The sequence below is a fragment of the Ereboglobus sp. PH5-10 genome, from assembly GCF_029504735.1.
Taxonomy (GTDB): Bacteria; Verrucomicrobiota; Verrucomicrobiia; order Opitutales; family Opitutaceae; genus Ereboglobus.
Genome location: NZ_JAQFIP010000016.1, coordinates 1 through 16,516 on the forward strand (window position 1 = coordinate 1; position 16,516 = coordinate 16,516).

Genomic DNA, 16,516 nt, shown 5'->3' on the forward strand with positions numbered 1-16,516 from the left:
GGTCTGTGATCGTGTTTTTGGAGCTGTTATGATGTCAACCTATGGTCAACTACCCCCTGTTTTCATAAGGGGCGGGGTTGGTCTCCGAAGCCGTTCTTTCTTTATTACACACCCACCGAGCCGCACGTCAGCCTGATGCCCGAAAAGGAATACCTCGACCGCTATCCGGAAAACTGGGACGCCGACGCCTATCGCGGTGAAAACGGCTACACGCCGCAAACACGCCCGCGCGCCGCCTACGCCGCCATGATCACGGGGCTCGACGCCTACGTCGGCAAAATCATGGCGAAACTCGACGAGCTCGGCATCGCGGACAACACGCTCATCATTTTCACCAGCGACAACGGCACCACGCTGCCCGGGCGCAACTCGAAACGCTGGAACACCGGCGGCGTTGACGCCGACTTCTTCAACTCCACCGCCGGCCTGCGCGGTTTCAAGGGCTCCGTTTACGAAGGCGGCATTCGCATCCCCTGCGTCATGCGCTGGCCGGGGAAAATCCCCGCCGGTGCCACCACGGATTTTCCGACCTATTTCCCCGACTACGCCCCGACGCTTTGCGCCGCCGCCGACATCGAAAAGCCCGCCCGCGGCGACGGCGTCAACTTCCTCCCCGTCATGCTGGACAAGGGTGTCCGCCCCGAGCGAAACCCGATGGTCTGGGTGTTTCCCGAATACGGCGGACAAGCCGCCGTCCGCGTCGGCGAATACAAAGTGCTGCGCAGAAACCTGAACAAAAAACAACCCGGCGACTGGGAGGTTTACAACCTCGCCAACGACATCGGTGAAAAAGAAAACCTGGCCTCCACCCGCGCCAACCTGGTCAAAAAAGCCGTCGAGATTTTCAAAAAGGAAAAACGCCCCAACGCCATCTTTCCCGTAAACATCCCGGGAGTTTAACCGGCGCGGCGACAAAGACGTTTCTCACGGAAATCGCGCGCCATGATTACGCAGGTTTGTCATGGCGCTCCAAATCGCCAAGGACGGCATCAATGGGGCGGATGGTTTGGGCGGGGAGGAGTGAGTTTATTTTTGCAACGACTTGTTGGATGATGCCGTCGGGGCAGGAGGCTCCGCCGGTGATAAGAATGCGAAGCGGTTGCCCCGGCGCGGAGGGACGCGGGAGGGTTTTGATCTCGGTATTGTCGAAGGGGGCGACGGTGACGCGCGGGCCGTGGGCGGGGAAATGGTAATGCTCGATGGCGTCGAGCGAGCGGATGTTGCGCTCGCTTTGGATGAAAAAGGCGCGCGGGCCGAGCGTTTGCTCGCAGAGACGGTAAAGCTGGTAGGTGTTGGAGGAGTTTTTGCCGCCAATGACAATGGCGGCGTCGAGCGGCTCCGCGAGGGCGCGGCTGAGCGCGTCCTGATTGACTTGCGTGGCGTAGCAGAGGGTGTCGCGCTTGGCGTTGCCCCCGACGCGGGCGGCGGCTTCGACGGAGCCGTATTTGGCCGCGTAGGCGGAGCGGAGGTGCTCTATAATCGCAAGCGTTTCGTTCATCAGGAGCGTGGTTTGGTTGACCACGGCGACTCGCTGGAGGTCGCGGGTGATGTCGAAGCCCGGCGTGTGCTTGCCGTCAAAGGTGGCGGCAAATTTTTCGCGGGCGGCGGCGAGCACGGACGAATCGCCCGAGTCGCTTTGGATGATGTCGGTGAGGATGCGGGCCTCGGCGAGGTTGCGCACAATAAGCGCGGGGGCGTGGCGGCGGGCGTTGGAGAAAGTGGCCTTGGTTTCCTCGTGCTCGTGCTTGCCGTGGATGATGATGGTGAAACCCTCGCGTCCGAAGGCGCGCGCCGCCTTCCAGACTTTTTCCACGAGCATGCAAGTGGCGTCGTATTGGAGGACGGGGATGCCCTTGCGCACGAGTCGCCGCTTGTCGTCGTCGGTTGCGCCGAAGGCGGGAATGATGACGATGTCGTCAGGTGTTAAAACATCCCAAAGCTGGCGTCCGTCGCCGGTGCCGATCGGCTGGCCTTTGTCGGTTTGGAGATAGCGGAGGCCGCGGCGGCGGAGGTCTTCGTTGACGTAGGGATTGTGGATAAGCTCGGAAAGCATGAAGACGCGGCGGCCGGGATTTTCGGCGAGCGTTTCGTAAGCGCGCTCGATGGCGTTTTTCACGCCGAGACAAAATCCGAAGTGACTGGGAATGAGGTAGCGGACGGCGCCAAAGTCGAGGGGGACGGGAGCGGAGGCGGTGCGTTCGTTGGCGCGCGAGAGGGCCTTGATGGCGGAGCAGAGTTGCGATTGGTAGAGAGCGCGGGCGTTGTCGTCCAATTGATAGATGCGACTGTTGCGCTCCTTGTCGGGGCGGAATTTGTAGATAAAATCATTCTCGCCGAGGTGCAGGTAGGGGATGGCGATGAGGTGCGGGTCGAGTTGCGCAAGGACACCGGCGAGGACTGGGTCGGGGGCGTCGGGCGCGGATTGCAACGAGTCGATGGAGGCAAAATGGATATCACGATCGACGGGTTCGCCTGTGACTTGCGCGAGGTGAACGTGCAGGCCGTCGCCGGTGGTGAATGCGGCGCGGGGGCCGGTGTGCGCTTGGAAAACGGCCTCAAGGCGGGCGAGGGTTTCGGGAAGATCGCCGCCGGTGAAGGCGAGTTGCGCGGAGGCGCCCGCGCGCCGGATGGCGAGCTGGTTGTTGGTGTTGAATGCGAGGATTGCGGTTGGCACGGGAGGGAGGGAAAGGCTGAAGGACTGAAGGGCTGAAGGACTGAAAAGGATGCAAGAGGTTAGAACGGGATGCCTATTGAGAAGTGGAGGGTGCCGCCGGGGTCGTCGGTGCGCGGGTTCAGGTTGCGGCCGTATTCGAGACGGAGGGGGCCGAGAATTGTGTGATAACGGAATCCCACGCCCGCGCTGTTCAACCATTCGTTGCCGGGATAGTCGGCAAGGTTCGCGCTGGCTCCGAGCAGGTCGTAGAAGATCACAAAGTTCAGGTTGCCGATCAGCGCCTGTTCGAGCTCCAGATTGATTATCGTGTAAACTTTCGCGCCGAGAAAAGCGCCGTTGGCATCGCGCGGGGCGGCTTCGCCATCCTGGTAACCGCGGATGGTGTTTTCGCCGCCGGGATAAAAAAGTTTGTTGATGGGCAGCGGCGTGTCGCGATTGCCGAAGGGCGAGATGAGGCCCTGCGAAATGCCGGCGTGAATCCAGCGGGTTCGCCCCCAGGAAGTGTGATAATTGAAACCCGCGCGATAACGGTGATAGTCGGTGCGCCCGCCGAGGTAGTGGCTGGCAAACTCGCCCTGCAGATACCAATTGTATCCTCTTTTTGGAGACAGGGGATTGTCGCGCCGGTCGCGCGCGATGCTGAGGTTGATGGTGGCGGCAATGGTGCGGGCGGTTTTTCCGGCCTCGGGCGAAAGGGAGTCGCGGGTGTTGTTGAGCGACTCATAGGTGTAACCGCTGCTCACCTCGTAACCGCGCCTGGGCCAGGCGCGGCGGAGCGTGACGGTGCCGCCGTATTCGATGCGCTTGAATGCGGCCTCCTCGCGGCGCAGGCCGAAGGCGCTCACGGAGCCGTTGACGTTGCGGGCGAAGAGGTCCGGCACGCTGAAGGTGAGATCGCCGTTGGTGCTTTTGGATGACTGGATGACCTGAAGGCGCGTCTGGTCGGCGATGCCGAGCGTGTTGAGGCGGCGTATTTCAAAACCGCCGCGCAACTGCTCGTAACTGCCCCAGCCGAGGAGGAGCGAGAGATTGGTGCCCGGGCTTTCGGTGAGGGTGAAAGTGAGGTCGCGTTCGGCGGAACCATCGTGCGCATAACCGGCCTCGATGCCGCGGAAGGCGCCAAGGCGGCTGATGCGGAAGCGCGCGGCTTCGATGGCGAGCGGGTTGAGGAGATCGCCGGGGAGGAGGCGAATGCGGCGGCTGATGAGCGAGGGGCGCGTGTGGCGGTTGCCCTCGATTTTGACAATGCCGAGCCGCACCTGCGGGCCGGGTGTGATGTCAACACGAACGGCGACAGGCGTGACGGTCCGCGCATCGTCGGCCCGGGGCGCCGTTGAATCGGGCGCAGCGGGTGTGGCGATTGCAATTTGCGCGATGATATCGGGGTAGCCTTTGCGATAAAAATACTGGCGGATTTGCTCGGCGATGTCCTGCTGCGTCCATTGCGACCAGGGTTTTGAAACAAAATCGCGGCGAAGCTTGGCGAGCAGGGTTTCGAGCGCGATATCGTTGGTTTCAACCGCGGTGACTTGGACGGTTTCGGGGAAACGGGCGTCGAGCGAATTGATTTCCCACAAGGGGCCTTCGTTGATGTTGATTTGCGCGGCGACACGGCCGGTGTCGTCGTCGATGCGCAGGTCGGCGACGGTGACAAGCGCGCCGGCATATCCCCGTTGCTTCAGGGTTTCCTCCAGGGCGGCGGCGGCGCTGCTGATTGCGGCGGGCGCATAAGGGATGGTTTTGTCGCCGAAGAGGCTTGTGTCGGGAAGGAAGAACTGGCGCGCGTCGTCGTCGGCGATGGTGGACGGGCCTGTGTGCGTGAAGATGACCTCGTTGAGCTTGTAGCGTTTGCCGGTTTCGATTTTGAAGCGGGCCGAGATTGCGGAAAGTTCGCGGGGCAGGTCGAGTTCGAGGGTTTCGTTTGTGGTAAAGGTGAGCGGCGCGCCGGGCGGCGCCGGAATGGCCGTGATCGTAAGCTTGGGGTGCATGTAACCCTTTTCGACAAGTTGCGAGATGAGAAGGAACGCGGCGTCCTCGACCTCGTTGGCGGTGAGCGCGGGGCCGTGGGTTTTGTCGAGCGAAAGCGTTCGCTGGAGCATGCGTTTGCTGGTGAGGTTTGCCCAGAAACCGCGCCCGCGAACTTTGATTTTTGGAGGGGAACTTTTTTCGGCTTCCGCGTTTTTTTCACTTGGCTTGGGCGGGGCGGCGGGGCCGCGGATTTTGCTGCGGTAGGCGAGCCAGCGCATGCCGAGGTTATAGGCGTCGAACTCGTCGTATTCGCCAACGGCGGTCCAGCGCTCGTCGAGCTTGTATTCGACGGTGTAGGTTTCGCGGCCCTGGCGTGTGAGTTTTTCGCCGCTGATGAGCGTGAGGCGGCTTTCGTCGGGCGAGAGGCCGAAGATGTCGTTGATGAGTCCCTGCCCGAGATAGGTGCCAAAGCTGAGCGCGCGCTGCTGGTCGCTGTAATTGATTTCGTTGTTCGGAGCCTCGCCGGCCATGACCATGAGGAGGATTTGCTCGGAGGTGAGCGCGGGGCTGGAGGTGAAGGTGAGGCGCGGGTTTTCGGCTGTGCCGCGGACTTCCATGCGCAAGTCGTAGCCGAGGGTGCGCGAGGCGGCGGTGAACTCGATGCGCGGCATGTGCGGGGCCGCCTGGGTGAGGCGAACGCGCCCGGATTGCGCGGTGAAGGTGGCGAAGGGCAGGAGCACTTTGCCGCTGTCGATGGTGGCGTCGCCGACGAGCCGCGGGTCGCCGAGCGTGCCGTCGAGCTTGAACGCGGCGGAGAGCCGCCCGGCGAACACGGTGGTGTTGATGCGCAAAAAACCGGGGCCGCGCACGTCGACGTCGAGACGCCACTTGTCGAGCGGGGGCGTTTCGATGGCGAAGAACGGAGGACGGCTTTCCGGCCCGCTGGCGGGGCGGGTTGACCAGAAGGCGCGCATGTCGGCGAGGAAGAGGCTTTCGCGAAGCCGAAGCGAGCCTTGTATGACCGGAACGGAGCCGGCGGGTGTGTCCGAATTCTTGATACGCAGGTCGATGTCGCCGCGAACGAGCAGCCCGGGTTCGCGGGCGAAGGGAACATTGGACGCCTTGAGCACGAGGTCGGGCTGGATGGCGGCCACGGTGTTGTCGGGGAAAACAACGCTGCCCGTGAGCGTGGCGGGCTGGTTGCCGATGAGGGCGGTGGCGGTGGCGATTTCGAAACGGCGGCCCGTGAGTCGCGCGTCCGCGTTGATGGCATTGACAACGCCGAGCGGCGCAAGCGGCCGAAGCGCGGCGTCGTGAAGCTGGAGACGGCCTTCGAGCGGTTTGCCGGGGGCGAGGTTGAGCGAAAGTTCGAGGCGTCCGCGGGGGGCGAGGATGGAATTGCTGTATTCGGCAAAAGCGGAAAGGTCGGCGTTGGTGTCCAGGCGCAGGGTCTCGACTTCCGGCGAGAGATTTTTATCGAGGGTAAAACGCGCGGCGGCGGTGACGGGTTGCCCGGCGAGGAGCAGGGAAAATTGCTCAAGGTTGATCGTGGAGCCGTCGGTGTTGAGTTTTGTGGCGAGGCCGGTGATTTCCGGAAGCGGCGGGAGAGCGGGAAGCTTGGCGAAGCGCTTGGGCCAGCGGGTTTGGTCGAAGCTGAGGCGCGCGATGGTGATGTCGGCATGGGCGTCGGGTTTCCTCAGCGTGCCCTCGACGCGGGCGCTGATGCGCGGTGATTCGAGCGTGATGCCGGTGGCCTCGGCGAGATTATGCCAGAAAGGGCTGTCGGGCTGGGTGTGGGCGCTGAGCGCGAGCGGGGCGCTTTTGTCCATGCGAAACAGGGTTTCGCCGACGGGACTAACGGTGATCGGGATGGTGCCTGAAACGTGGGCGACAAGGGAACGACTCGCGGTTTCGCTGACGGTGAGGCGGTCGATGCCCAGGCCTTTGGGGGTAAGACTGGCGGCGACATTGATGAGCGCGGAGTCTGGCAGTCCGGGCGTTTCACGCGCGGCGGCGGGAAGCGTTTGCGCGTAGTCGAAACGGGCGTCGAGCGTGACGGACGCGGAGAGCGCGGCATCGGGATCGGGCAGCGAGGCGTTGATTTCGGCGGAGGCAACATGCCAGGGAAGCGGCCCGGTGTCGACGAGGTCGGAAAAGAGCGCGGAGTCGATGTTGGCGGCGGTGAAGGAAAGCGAGATGGCGCGCGCGACGGCGGCCTGCAGCGATAACTTGGACACACCATCGGGCGAGGCGAACGAAAGGGGCTCGAGCGTGAAGGAGCCGTCGTCCGCGCGGCTGAAGGTGGCGGGGGCGAGAAGCGAGAGGAGGCTGGTGTTGTTTTTGCGGATGGAGGCCGAGGCGAGCGTGACGCTTTGCGCGGAGACGCCGGTGGCGGCGAGGATGAGCTCGGTCCCGGCGGCATTGAGAGTGAGGTTGATCGCGTCGGCGGCGAGGTCCCGCCCTCGCCAACTGGCGGTGATGTTGACGGGATTCTCGAGCACGGAAGCGCGCGCGTTTTGGATTTCGATGGAGCCGCGATGCTCGGGCGCGGTTGCGGGTCCCTCGGCGGAAACGGTGAGCGTGATGCCATCAAAAGCGACTCCGGCGGGCAGGAAACGGGCGACGGCCGCAGGCAGAACGCGGGCGGAGAGCGTGGTTTTGGAAAGCGTGCGCGCAGTGATGTCGTATTGGCCGGAGGCGTTGAGTTGCGAGCCGTCGGGAAGCGCGAGGTCGAGGGCGTTCAGGCGGGTGAGGTGATCGTCCTGGGTGAGGTTGATCGCGAGTCGGTCGACGGCGATTCCGGCGAGCTGGATGTTTTCCGCCTGGAGGCGGGCGTCGGCGTGGAGTTTGTCGAAGCGCGTGGAATCGAGCGCGACTTCGCCGGTGACGCGACCTTGCGCGGCAAACCAGGGTTGTTGCGCGAGATCGGCGTCGAGCGTGAAACGGGATTGCGGCGAGAGGAGGCGAAGATCGCGCGTGATGGAAACGGGCGCGGAGAGTTTTGCGGCGATGCCGGGGATCGCAATGTCGAGCACGGTGATGTCGATTTGTTCGGGCGTGCCTTGGGCGTGGAAGGCGATGTCGAGGGGCGGGGCGGATTCCTCTGGCGCGGCTTCGGCATGAGCGGCGATGTCGGCGGTGAGGCGGGTGTCGCGATATTCGATGCGCGCCGAGCCGGTCGCGGTTGTGTAGGGCGCGGGAAAATTGACGCGGGCGAGCTGCCCGGCGGTGAGCGAAAGTGACGGGGCGTCGAGCAACGCCTCGGAGGGAAGCCAGCCGGCGGGATCGAAACGGGCGGTGAGCGCGGCGGTTTGGTCGAGGAGCTTGATGGTTGCGGCGAGGTTCTCGCCGGCAAGCGTGGCGTCGATGGTATTGGCGTGCTTGCCGGGGTCGGTGTGCGCGAGGTGCAGCGCAAGCATGCCGGTCGCGTTTTCCAATGTGATGGATGCGGCGGCGGTGTGATTGCGGTAGCGCGCGGAGACGATTTCGAGGAGTGATTTATTTTTGTCCGAACGCCAGTTGATTGAATCGATTTCGAGAGGCGCGCCGGCGATCTCGATCCGACCTTGGTTGAGCCGCAACTCGGGCAGCCACGGGGTGAGTTGCGACAGGATGGAATCAACCGTGCCTAACACGGGCCGGAGACCTCGTGGCGATGATGCGGGCGCGGCATCATCGGCGCGGGCGGGCGTGTTTTTTATTGTGACACGGCAGTCGTCGATTGTGACGGGGCCGGGTTGCGAAAAAGCGCGGTGCCAAAGAAGCAGCCAGGGCGTGTCGAGTTCGACACGGGTGGCGGAAATGTCGGCGGCCGGCGTGGCGACCATCAAATCGGAAAGCACGAGGCGCGAGTAGCCGTTGGTATCGGCGGCGGCGAAGGTGACGCCGTTTCGCTTGAGCAGCGGGCGTGACACCGGCGCAATCCACCACGGCGATGCGAGCACACCGATGATCAGTGCGGCAAGGAGGACGAGAAATATGCGGCGTAGGCGGCGCATGGATTGCTATACATTGGATGAAGGCGCGCAGGCGCGCGGGCAATATCAAGTTGAGCGCGACCCCGCATGCGTCCGGCGCGCGCATGCCGGACACCGCCCGCGTTTCACCGCGAACAAAAACTCACGCGCCATCGGTGGCGAGTGGCTTGATGCTCTCACGGAGGGTTTCGATAAAGAGCGAGGCGCCGCGGCTTTGGTAGCGTTGAGGGTGGCGGATAAGGGCAATTTCACGGGTCGGGGCGCGTCCGCTGAGATCGCGGTAAACGATGCGTGAGTCGTCCCCGGAAACACGCGAAAGCTGCGGAAGGATGGAAATGCCCAGCCCCATGGCGACAAAGGATTTCACCGTGGCGATTTGCGAGCAGCGATAGCCGATCATGGGTTCGAAATCGTGCGCGCCGCAGAAGCCCTGAATCTTGGCGGCAAGGGCGCTCGAATGTCCGAGAAGCGCGAAGGTTTCGTTGCGAAGGTCGTCGCCCGAGACGGTCGGTTGCGTCGCGAGGGGATGCGTTTTCGAGACGGCGAGGAGGAGTGGCTCGGTGAAAAGCGCCTCGACGGCGATTCGGGTGTCGGTGACGGGCATGGAGACAAGCGCCATGTCGAGATCGCCTTCGAGCACGGATTTGACAAGAGCGGGGCGAAAATCCTCGCGGGCGTGGATGATGAGATCGGGGTGCTTTTGGAGCGCCTGCCCGATGATGGCAGTCATGAGATGAGGCATGACGGTGGGAATCGCGCCGACAGTTATGCGCCGTTCGAGCGTGGGGGCGTCCTTAATTTCGCGCGTGGCAGCCTCGACCTCGTGCAGGACACGCCGGGCGCGTCCGATAAAAAGCTCGCCGCTTTCAGTGAGCACGGCCTTGCGCCCGAGACGGTGAAAGAGTTTATGACCAAGCTCCGACTCAAGATTTATAATTTGCTGACTCAATGAAGGTTGAGAAACATTGCAGCGCTCGGCCGCACGGGTAAAATTGCCCGTTTCAGCGACCGCGACGAAATAGCGTAGTTGGTGGATTTCCATAAAGTTACGTCAAATTGATAGTTTTAAACTATCGTTGCAATAAAATCTAAATATTTCCCCTATTGCACCCTTATGGTAATTTAATGGCATCTCCATTCCGTCTCGGAGTGGACTAACACTAAACAGAAAGTAACCAACATGAAAAACAACCGCTCAATCTTCGCAGCTCTCATAGTTGCCGTATTGATCGCCCTGGCGATCCTTGTGGCTCCGGTGAGCGCCACCGTGAAGTTAACCGGCATCTTGGGTTACGGGGTCGTTTTGTCGCTCATCACCATGGGCTTCATCGAATACGGCCACGGAACCAGGCACAATGCCTCCCGTTAAGCGTTTGTTTTCTTAGATAGAACCCATGAGGCTCGGATGAAAAGTCCGGGCCTCTTTAATTTTAATCACGCCAAACACGAAATCGTGCGAACATGGCGTTTAAAAGCTCCCCACCCCGCCGGCACCGATCCGTAAATTGCAGGAAGCGCATGGAGCGCATGCGGTTTGCCTCGCGTTCGCACACCGAGTTCATTGTATGCATTTTCATGCCGCAAGCTTTCACAAAAACGTCACGCCGCGCCCCTTCCTCAAAACCATTCCGTGCCGCGCGCCGGGGCGCCTGTTGCGCGGCGACTTTGATTCTCCCCGCGCTTTTAATTTGCGCCATTTCCGCAGCCCCCTCCCCCGCCCCAACATCCGCAACCAACAAGCCGAATGCCGCGCGCGACCATCAGAAAATAACATCCGGCATGGATTGCATCGCCATCAGCAACACCGCCGAAAAATCAGTGGAGATCCATAATTACAACGACACGACATGGGACGCGTCCACCCGGCTGTGGCAGTTCAAACCCGTGCCCGAACTGGGCTTTTCCCCCGACGCCATCAAGGCGATGGGAGCCGGCGTGGGCGACCTGAAACTTCGCAACACAACGGGATTCCCCGGCAAGGCGGCGTCGGCCTGCGCCGTGCAGGGCGGACGCTGGCTCGCCGTGGTGGCACATGAGCCCGCGGGCAATCACGTAAAAGGGCAGAAACTATGGGAGAAAATTTATCCGCCGGCGGAAGACCCCAACAATCACGCCGTGGAACTCCTCCCCAACGGCAACCTCGCCGTCGCGGGAACGGGGCAACGCCGCCCCGGCAAGGGCAACTGGGTGCGAATATACAACACCTCCAACCCCGCCGTGACGGATGATTATGCCGAGGCGCCGCTTTACGCCGCGCACGCCCTTCTTTGGGATCCGGCTTACAACATCCTGTGGGCGGGCGGCACGATTCATATCGAGGGCAAGGAATGGCACGGCATCTTTGCCTATATTATTGGCGGAACGAGGGAGCGTCCGACAATCACCGAGGATGTGTCCAAAAGAAGCATCAGGCCGCGCGGAGCGTCTCCAAACGGACTCAAATGGCCGCACGACCTCTCCCCGGATTTTGATGATATTAATAAACTATGGTATGCTGATCATTCCGGAGTATATGTTTATAACAAAACAGAAAAAACATTCACGCCGGCCCCCGGGGACGCGCGACGATTCGACGGGGTTAATATTAAATCGGCCGGGAAGCTGCCGGGGAAGAACGGAAAAATTATTGTCACCGAGTCATCCAACAAACCGGGCCCGTGCCGTTACACAACAAACACGGTTTCCTTCTACGACCCGGCCACGGGCGATTTGTCATTCACACGCACCACCCCCGCCTGCACAATATACAGGGCGAGAATATGGTCCCCACGCTACCAGTAAACGCGACTCGCGCGATGTAAGGTGAACCATCCAAGCCAACAACCATGGCAAACAACGTCCCAGCTTCGGCTAAAACGCGATGAGCAGCTTTTGTTCGCTCCGCTCGGGGCTGTTTCGCCGCGACGCACGACGCCATCTCCGCACTGCCCCGCTCCGCTCCCCCAGGGCAAACACTCCTTCCGTTCACGGCCTAGTTCATCCAAAATGCCCCGATCAGACTTGCGATAGGGATGCAACTGCCCATGCTATGCAAAAAAAACTCGCACACCAACCCATCGCGCGCGCACCTCGACAACCCCACATCGCGGTCAATTTTGCTTTTCCTATGTCTACAACGGCACCCAACCCGTCGCCGAAATTGACGCGACCACGCGCCGGCTGCTGCGCACCTTCGCTTGGGGCGCTACCGGCGAACTGCTCATGATCCACGACCGCACAATCCCCGCCAGCACGCAAACTTACCTGCCCGTGCGCGACGCCTCAGGCAGCGTCACGGCCTTGGTGCGCGACGATGGCAACAGCACTACAATCGTCGCCGTTTACGAATACGACCCCAACGGCAACCTTCTGCGCGCGCAGGGCGAGTATGCGAAGAAAAACCCCTTTACCTTTGGCGGCGGTTGGATGGATTGGGAGACGGGCCTGGTTGGCGCCGGCTCGGTGTATTATTCCGCGCGGCTGGGACGCTATATAAATTCCGGACCTTCCGGTGCCGGCGATGGCATCAGCGCCTGCTTTGGCGTCGATCCATCCATCAGTTATCACCACACGCGCCAATACGCCCGCCCGTCCTCGCGACGCAACACCTCCACGCCGAGCTGGCAGTCGGTCAATCCCGCCGAGCTGGCGGCCTACGAGGCGGCGTGGACCGCCTATGAAACAGCGCGGGTAGCCTATGAGCAAGCCGCGGAGGCGGAGAGCATGGCACTGGACGGTGAACGAAGCCATAATCCCGATTGCGAGTCGCCCGAGGATAATACGGCCGATGAGTTCATCGCGGATGAGCATGACTATCATCAAAATGCCGTTTTTGACTCCAGGGACCACGGCTTGAGCGATGCCTATTTGATAGGCACGGACCACCGCGAAGGCGGCGCTTATATTGAATATTACAGCGACGGAAGCATGCTGGTGACAAACACCCTTGGCAGCACCCTCTTGATCGAAAATGACGGCACTGCCACACTAAATTTTAGCGATGCCCAACTGGAGATTATGCAAGCCCCAATCAGCGCACCGGATGTTTGCTTTAGAGAAGATGGAGGCATTGAGGGTGGTGGTGCATTACTTGCTGGGCCGCTTGTTCCGGGAGCGCTTTCTAGTAGCAGCACAGCAAAGTCTAAATCAGGAACTGCAGAAGTTTATATATGGGATTATAGAGGAAAAAAAGTAGCTTATGGTCATGCATCAATGAAGCTTGACGATGGGACTTATATTAGTTTCTGGCCGCAAGCTACAGGACGAGACCGGTCCAAAATATCGAGCCGCCTTTATACAGTGGCAGAAATTCAAAATCAAACATATGCTGATGACGTTAGACTAAAAGACGGACGTGCCCCTGACCATATTATAAATGTAACCAATCTCGACACTGATAATATTCGTAATTTTTGGATCACATGGCAGGACGATAAAAATTGGTCTACAATTCGCTATAATTGCGCAGCTACAATTTATAATTGTCTTCATGCAGGCGGAAAACCCCGGGAATTTGAATTCATTTGGCCCCCCGCAGATGTTAAAAATTATGCAAACAAATACAAAGACAAATAAGATTGCCATGTCGCTTGGCATAACAATCATGCTAAGCATATGCGTTGTTAACGCAAAACCTGACTGTAAAAATTATCCTATGAACAACAGGCCGCAATACTCTGAATCCGAAATTAAATCCTTAATCAAGTTGGGTGATAATATCGGTTATGTTATGAGTAAACTTGGAAAACCAGATCAAGATAACTTAATGGCCAGAAAGGAAGGTAAATCAGTGGGAGGACGGAGGCTTATGTATATTTACAATCAGGTGAATAATAAAATATTTAACGAAAATAAAGACACATACTTGCGTTTATGGTTCAATACAGATGGTATACTTGAAGAGATTAATTATCATCACGAGCCGAAGAAGGGGGCAGGTTGAGTTTTGTTGATTTTTGAATACGCCTCCTTACGCAACGCGAACGAACGCCATTGGTCGGCAAGCTCACGCGAAACGCAAGTCGCACGATTACCTGTTACGAACTTTTTTGGCGTCGTAAAGAGTGAACCCACGAGACAACCATTAGCAGTCGATGTGCCAGAATTCTTCCAGCCTTATGCCAATTATAGAAAACGCGATGGACAGCTTCGCGGCTACAACCCCTTTTACTTGGAAACTTCAAAGTCAAAACTCGCCTACTCAAACTAAACATTCCAGCAACTTGCCCGCCTCGTGCTGCTTGTCCCTGCTAACCATTCATACTCCCATCAACGGTCTGTTTCACCCGGATTGGTTTCGATCAAAATCGGTAGGAATGCGACTGCCCATGCTATGTGACTAACCCAGCCAGATCTTGTCGAAAGCATCCATCCGTCAACCGCTGATCATCAGCTTCACCTACGATTACGCCAACCGCCGCGTCGGCAAACGCGTGCAGGAAAAGACTGGCGGCCAGTGGCGGGAACGCTACCATCATCTCTATGTCTACAACGGCTCCCAACCCGTCGCCGAAATTGACGCCAGCACGCGCCGGGTGCTGCGCACCTTCGCTTGGGGCGCTACCGGCGAACTGCTCATGATCCACGACCGCACCAACACCGCCAGCCCGCAAACTTACCTGCCCGTGCGCGACGCCTCGGGCAGCGTCACGGCCTTGGTGCGCGACGATGGCAACAGCACTACAATCGTCGCCGTTTACGAATACGACCCCAACGGCAACCTTCTGCGCGCGCAGGGCGAGTATGCGAAAAACAATCCCTTCACCTTTGGCGGTGGCTGGATGGATTGGGAGACGGGCCTGATAAATGGCGGCCCGGTGTATTACGCACCGCGCCTGGGGCGCATGATAAACACAGCCCCCTCCGGCTCCGGCGACGGCATGGTGGCCTGCTACGGAGTCGCCCCCACTTACGACAGGCGGCCCGAGCGCCAGTATGCGCGGGCTCCCGCGAGGCGCATAAGCGCGGAATACCTTGTCGCGGCGGCGGAATACAAGCTCGCCCTGGCCGCGCAGCAGAAGGCGCTCGCCGAGCACGAGGCCGCCACCATCGCGCGTGACGGATACCTCAGCCTTTATCCCGACGACGAGCCGCCCGAGGAGAACTTGGCCAGCGAATTTATCGCGAATGACGACTTTTCCTATGGAAACCTCTATATTGAGGATCCGGAGTTGGATTATTGGAACTACTACTTCAACGGGGACAATAGCGACAAATCTTGATACTCTTATGCACACTTTTCTCAAAGTTTTAATGTCTTACACCCTGTTCATGTTAGTTTTCACCGGTTGCGTTTCTTGTGAGACAACGTCGAATCATGGCATTATGATACATGCAAAAATAGAAATATTGACCATTAAAAAACAACATTGGGTTGACAACCTTGGACCCAAAATTCTCGCGCGCGGTGACTATCTTGTCCAAGTGCGTTTCTTGGGACCGGAACGCTATCAAGGAGAGGTTGCTGATATTCCACTTGTGAATCTTTCGGATATGGTTTCGGCCGATAATATTCAGCTTCAAGCTGGTGATATCGTGGAGTTCGACACATCTGAAAAAATGCTCACAGGTGCCGCAAAGCCCTATGTCTTTACTAATTTTAAAAATGTAAAAAAAGTAACTAAGAAGAGGTAACGATCGGCATGATCCGGAGAGTTAGGTGGCAGATAATTCGGGGTAATAGGTTACACTTTTTGCTCCAATCAGTGGAGCGGATCTATTCTCCACATCAGGAACATTAGACAATTCCGCACTCGATGGGAAACTTGCTCAAACTGATTTTAAGGACACACTAGAATTAATAAAGAAGACAGCGCCAAAATTTTATGAATATATGAAGACAAAATATAAACTTGAAGCTTACGGAAACCAAACTGACCCAAAAATGAAAAATATTTCTGCTCATACCGACGACAAAACAATATATTTCAACATGAATTTCACGGTGGCATACCTTAATTCTGCCGGAACCCTCGTGCAATTTTTAGCACTCACGATACTTCATGAGGCCACCCATATCGGATACGTATCACTTGACCAGCCATCGGGTTACATGAATGAGGAATCCGTGCCTTACTGGGTAGCAGATTGGGCGATCAGAAATAATATCCCAGAAACCGACTCTGGGTATCGAGATATTAGTGGCTCAAGGCCCGACTTTAAGCAGATATATAATGATGTTATTCGAAATGGTTCTTATAAATTTTAAAATGATATGCGTGTGTATTTTTTAAATCATTTTTTTGCCATCACTCTGATTATTTTGGCGTCGACAGTGACCGCTTGTGTTAACGCATCAAAAGCAGTAAAATATACGCGAATTAACGCGACCGTTGAATCTATTTCGAAAGAAGTATGGTTAACTACGTTGCCGGGCGATAATGGTGGCTACGATATGAGTATCGAAGTTAATAGTCCTATGCAGCTTCGAGGAGTAAAATTTAACGTGTTTGTTCCCAGAAAATATGAACGTAGGTTTGAGAAAAAAAAGATTAATTCAGGGGACACGATCAGTTTCGATGTTCCGGATTGGATATTTAACAATTACGGTATGCCACTTTGGTTTTACGAAATGCGTAATATAAAAAGCGAACCATCCAAGCCAACCATAGCAAACGACGTGCCAGCTTCGGCTAAAACGCAATGAGCAGCTTTTGTTCACTCCGCCCACCCGCTCGCTCCGTTCGAAGCTGTTTCACCACGCTGCACGACGCCAGCTTCGCACTTCGTGCTCCGTCGGCTACAAGCCCTCATACTTGGAAACTTCAAAGTCAAAACTCGCCTACTCAAACTAAACATTCCAGCAACTTGCCCGCCTCGTGCTGCTTGTCCCTGCTAACCATTCATACTCCCATCAACGGTCTGTTTCACCCGGATTGGTTTCGATCAAAATCGGTAGGAATGCAACTGCCCATGCTAT

The 16,516-nt window shown here is 58.1% G+C and carries 11 protein-coding genes and 1 pseudogene; 9 read left to right on the plus strand and 3 right to left on the minus strand.

The annotated features are described in order from the left end of the window. Positions 1-96: 96 nt before the first annotated feature. Positions 97-900 (plus strand): annotated as a pseudogene (locus M2447_RS11520) (sulfatase-like hydrolase/transferase); the annotation flags it as partial. 46 nt (positions 901-946) lie between these two features. Here the strand turns inward: M2447_RS11520 and ispH are convergent. The 3 genes from ispH to M2447_RS11535 all read right to left on the minus strand — a co-directional run bounded on the left by ispH (position 947) and on the right by M2447_RS11535 (position 9,661). Beyond that, positions 947-2,674, minus strand: coding sequence for a 4-hydroxy-3-methylbut-2-enyl diphosphate reductase (ispH, locus tag M2447_RS11525; RefSeq protein ID WP_277558722.1), 1,728 nt, complete (start codon positions 2,672-2,674; stop codon positions 947-949). A gap of 59 nt (positions 2,675-2,733) precedes the next feature. Further along, a complete protein-coding gene (locus M2447_RS11530; RefSeq protein ID WP_277558723.1) occupies positions 2,734-8,640 on the minus strand; it encodes a translocation/assembly module TamB domain-containing protein in 5,907 nt (1,968 codons plus the stop codon). 121 nt (positions 8,641-8,761) lie between these two features. Next, complete coding sequence (locus M2447_RS11535; protein ID WP_277558724.1) at positions 8,762-9,661, minus strand: LysR family transcriptional regulator; 900 nt, start codon at positions 9,659-9,661, stop codon at positions 8,762-8,764. A 138-nt stretch (positions 9,662-9,799) separates the two neighbouring features. Here M2447_RS11535 and M2447_RS11540 point away from each other — a divergent pair, with 138 nt between their 5' ends. The 8 genes from M2447_RS11540 to M2447_RS11575 all read left to right on the plus strand — a co-directional run bounded on the left by M2447_RS11540 (position 9,800) and on the right by M2447_RS11575 (position 16,243). Next, complete coding sequence (locus tag M2447_RS11540) at positions 9,800-9,988, plus strand: hypothetical protein (protein ID WP_108825402.1); 189 nt, start codon at positions 9,800-9,802, stop codon at positions 9,986-9,988. Positions 9,989-10,398: 410 nt separating this feature from the next. Beyond that, the gene (locus M2447_RS11545; protein ID WP_277558725.1) at positions 10,399-11,400 is read left to right on the plus strand and encodes a DUF6528 family protein; all 1,002 of its coding nucleotides are present in this window, start codon (positions 10,399-10,401) and stop codon (positions 11,398-11,400) included. A gap of 420 nt (positions 11,401-11,820) precedes the next feature. Then, positions 11,821-13,173, plus strand: a complete 1,353-nt coding sequence (locus M2447_RS11550; protein WP_277558726.1) for a hypothetical protein — start codon at positions 11,821-11,823, stop codon at positions 13,171-13,173. Next, positions 13,148-13,540: a hypothetical protein gene (locus tag M2447_RS11555; protein WP_277558727.1), complete on the plus strand. Its 393-nt coding sequence runs from the start codon at positions 13,148-13,150 to the stop codon at positions 13,538-13,540. The genes M2447_RS11550 and M2447_RS11555 overlap by 26 nt, the downstream gene beginning before the upstream one ends. A gap of 412 nt (positions 13,541-13,952) precedes the next feature. Then, entirely contained in the window at positions 13,953-14,819 is an 867-nt protein-coding gene (locus M2447_RS11560; RefSeq protein WP_277558728.1) for a hypothetical protein, read from the plus strand. A gap of 31 nt (positions 14,820-14,850) precedes the next feature. After that, positions 14,851-15,231 carry a hypothetical protein gene (locus M2447_RS11565; RefSeq protein ID WP_277558729.1) on the plus strand — a complete coding sequence of 127 codons (381 nt, stop codon included), beginning with the start codon at positions 14,851-14,853 and terminating at the stop codon, positions 15,229-15,231. A 199-nt stretch (positions 15,232-15,430) separates the two neighbouring features. Continuing rightward, the gene (locus tag M2447_RS11570) at positions 15,431-15,805 is read left to right on the plus strand and encodes a hypothetical protein (protein WP_277558731.1); all 375 of its coding nucleotides are present in this window, start codon (positions 15,431-15,433) and stop codon (positions 15,803-15,805) included. A 6-nt stretch (positions 15,806-15,811) separates the two neighbouring features. Further along, complete coding sequence (locus M2447_RS11575; RefSeq protein WP_277558732.1) at positions 15,812-16,243, plus strand: hypothetical protein; 432 nt, start codon at positions 15,812-15,814, stop codon at positions 16,241-16,243. Positions 16,244-16,516 lie beyond the last annotated feature (273 nt).

Coding starts and splice junctions, on each gene's coding strand:
- M2447_RS11530 (WP_277558723.1), bottom strand. CDS start 8,640: ATGCGCCGCCTACGCCGCATATTTCTCGTCCTCCTTGCCGCACTGATC.
- M2447_RS11570 (WP_277558731.1), top strand. CDS start 15,431: ATGAAGACAAAATATAAACTTGAAGCTTACGGAAACCAAACTGACCCA.
- M2447_RS11575 (WP_277558732.1), top strand. CDS start 15,812: ATGCGTGTGTATTTTTTAAATCATTTTTTTGCCATCACTCTGATTATT.
- M2447_RS11565 (WP_277558729.1), top strand. CDS start 14,851: ATGTCTTACACCCTGTTCATGTTAGTTTTCACCGGTTGCGTTTCTTGT.
- M2447_RS11555 (WP_277558727.1), top strand. CDS start 13,148: ATGCAAACAAATACAAAGACAAATAAGATTGCCATGTCGCTTGGCATA.
- M2447_RS11535 (WP_277558724.1), bottom strand. CDS start 9,661: ATGGAAATCCACCAACTACGCTATTTCGTCGCGGTCGCTGAAACGGGC.
- M2447_RS11545 (WP_277558725.1), top strand. CDS start 10,399: ATGGATTGCATCGCCATCAGCAACACCGCCGAAAAATCAGTGGAGATC.
- M2447_RS11550 (WP_277558726.1), top strand. CDS start 11,821: ATGATCCACGACCGCACAATCCCCGCCAGCACGCAAACTTACCTGCCC.
- M2447_RS11540 (WP_108825402.1), top strand. CDS start 9,800: ATGAAAAACAACCGCTCAATCTTCGCAGCTCTCATAGTTGCCGTATTG.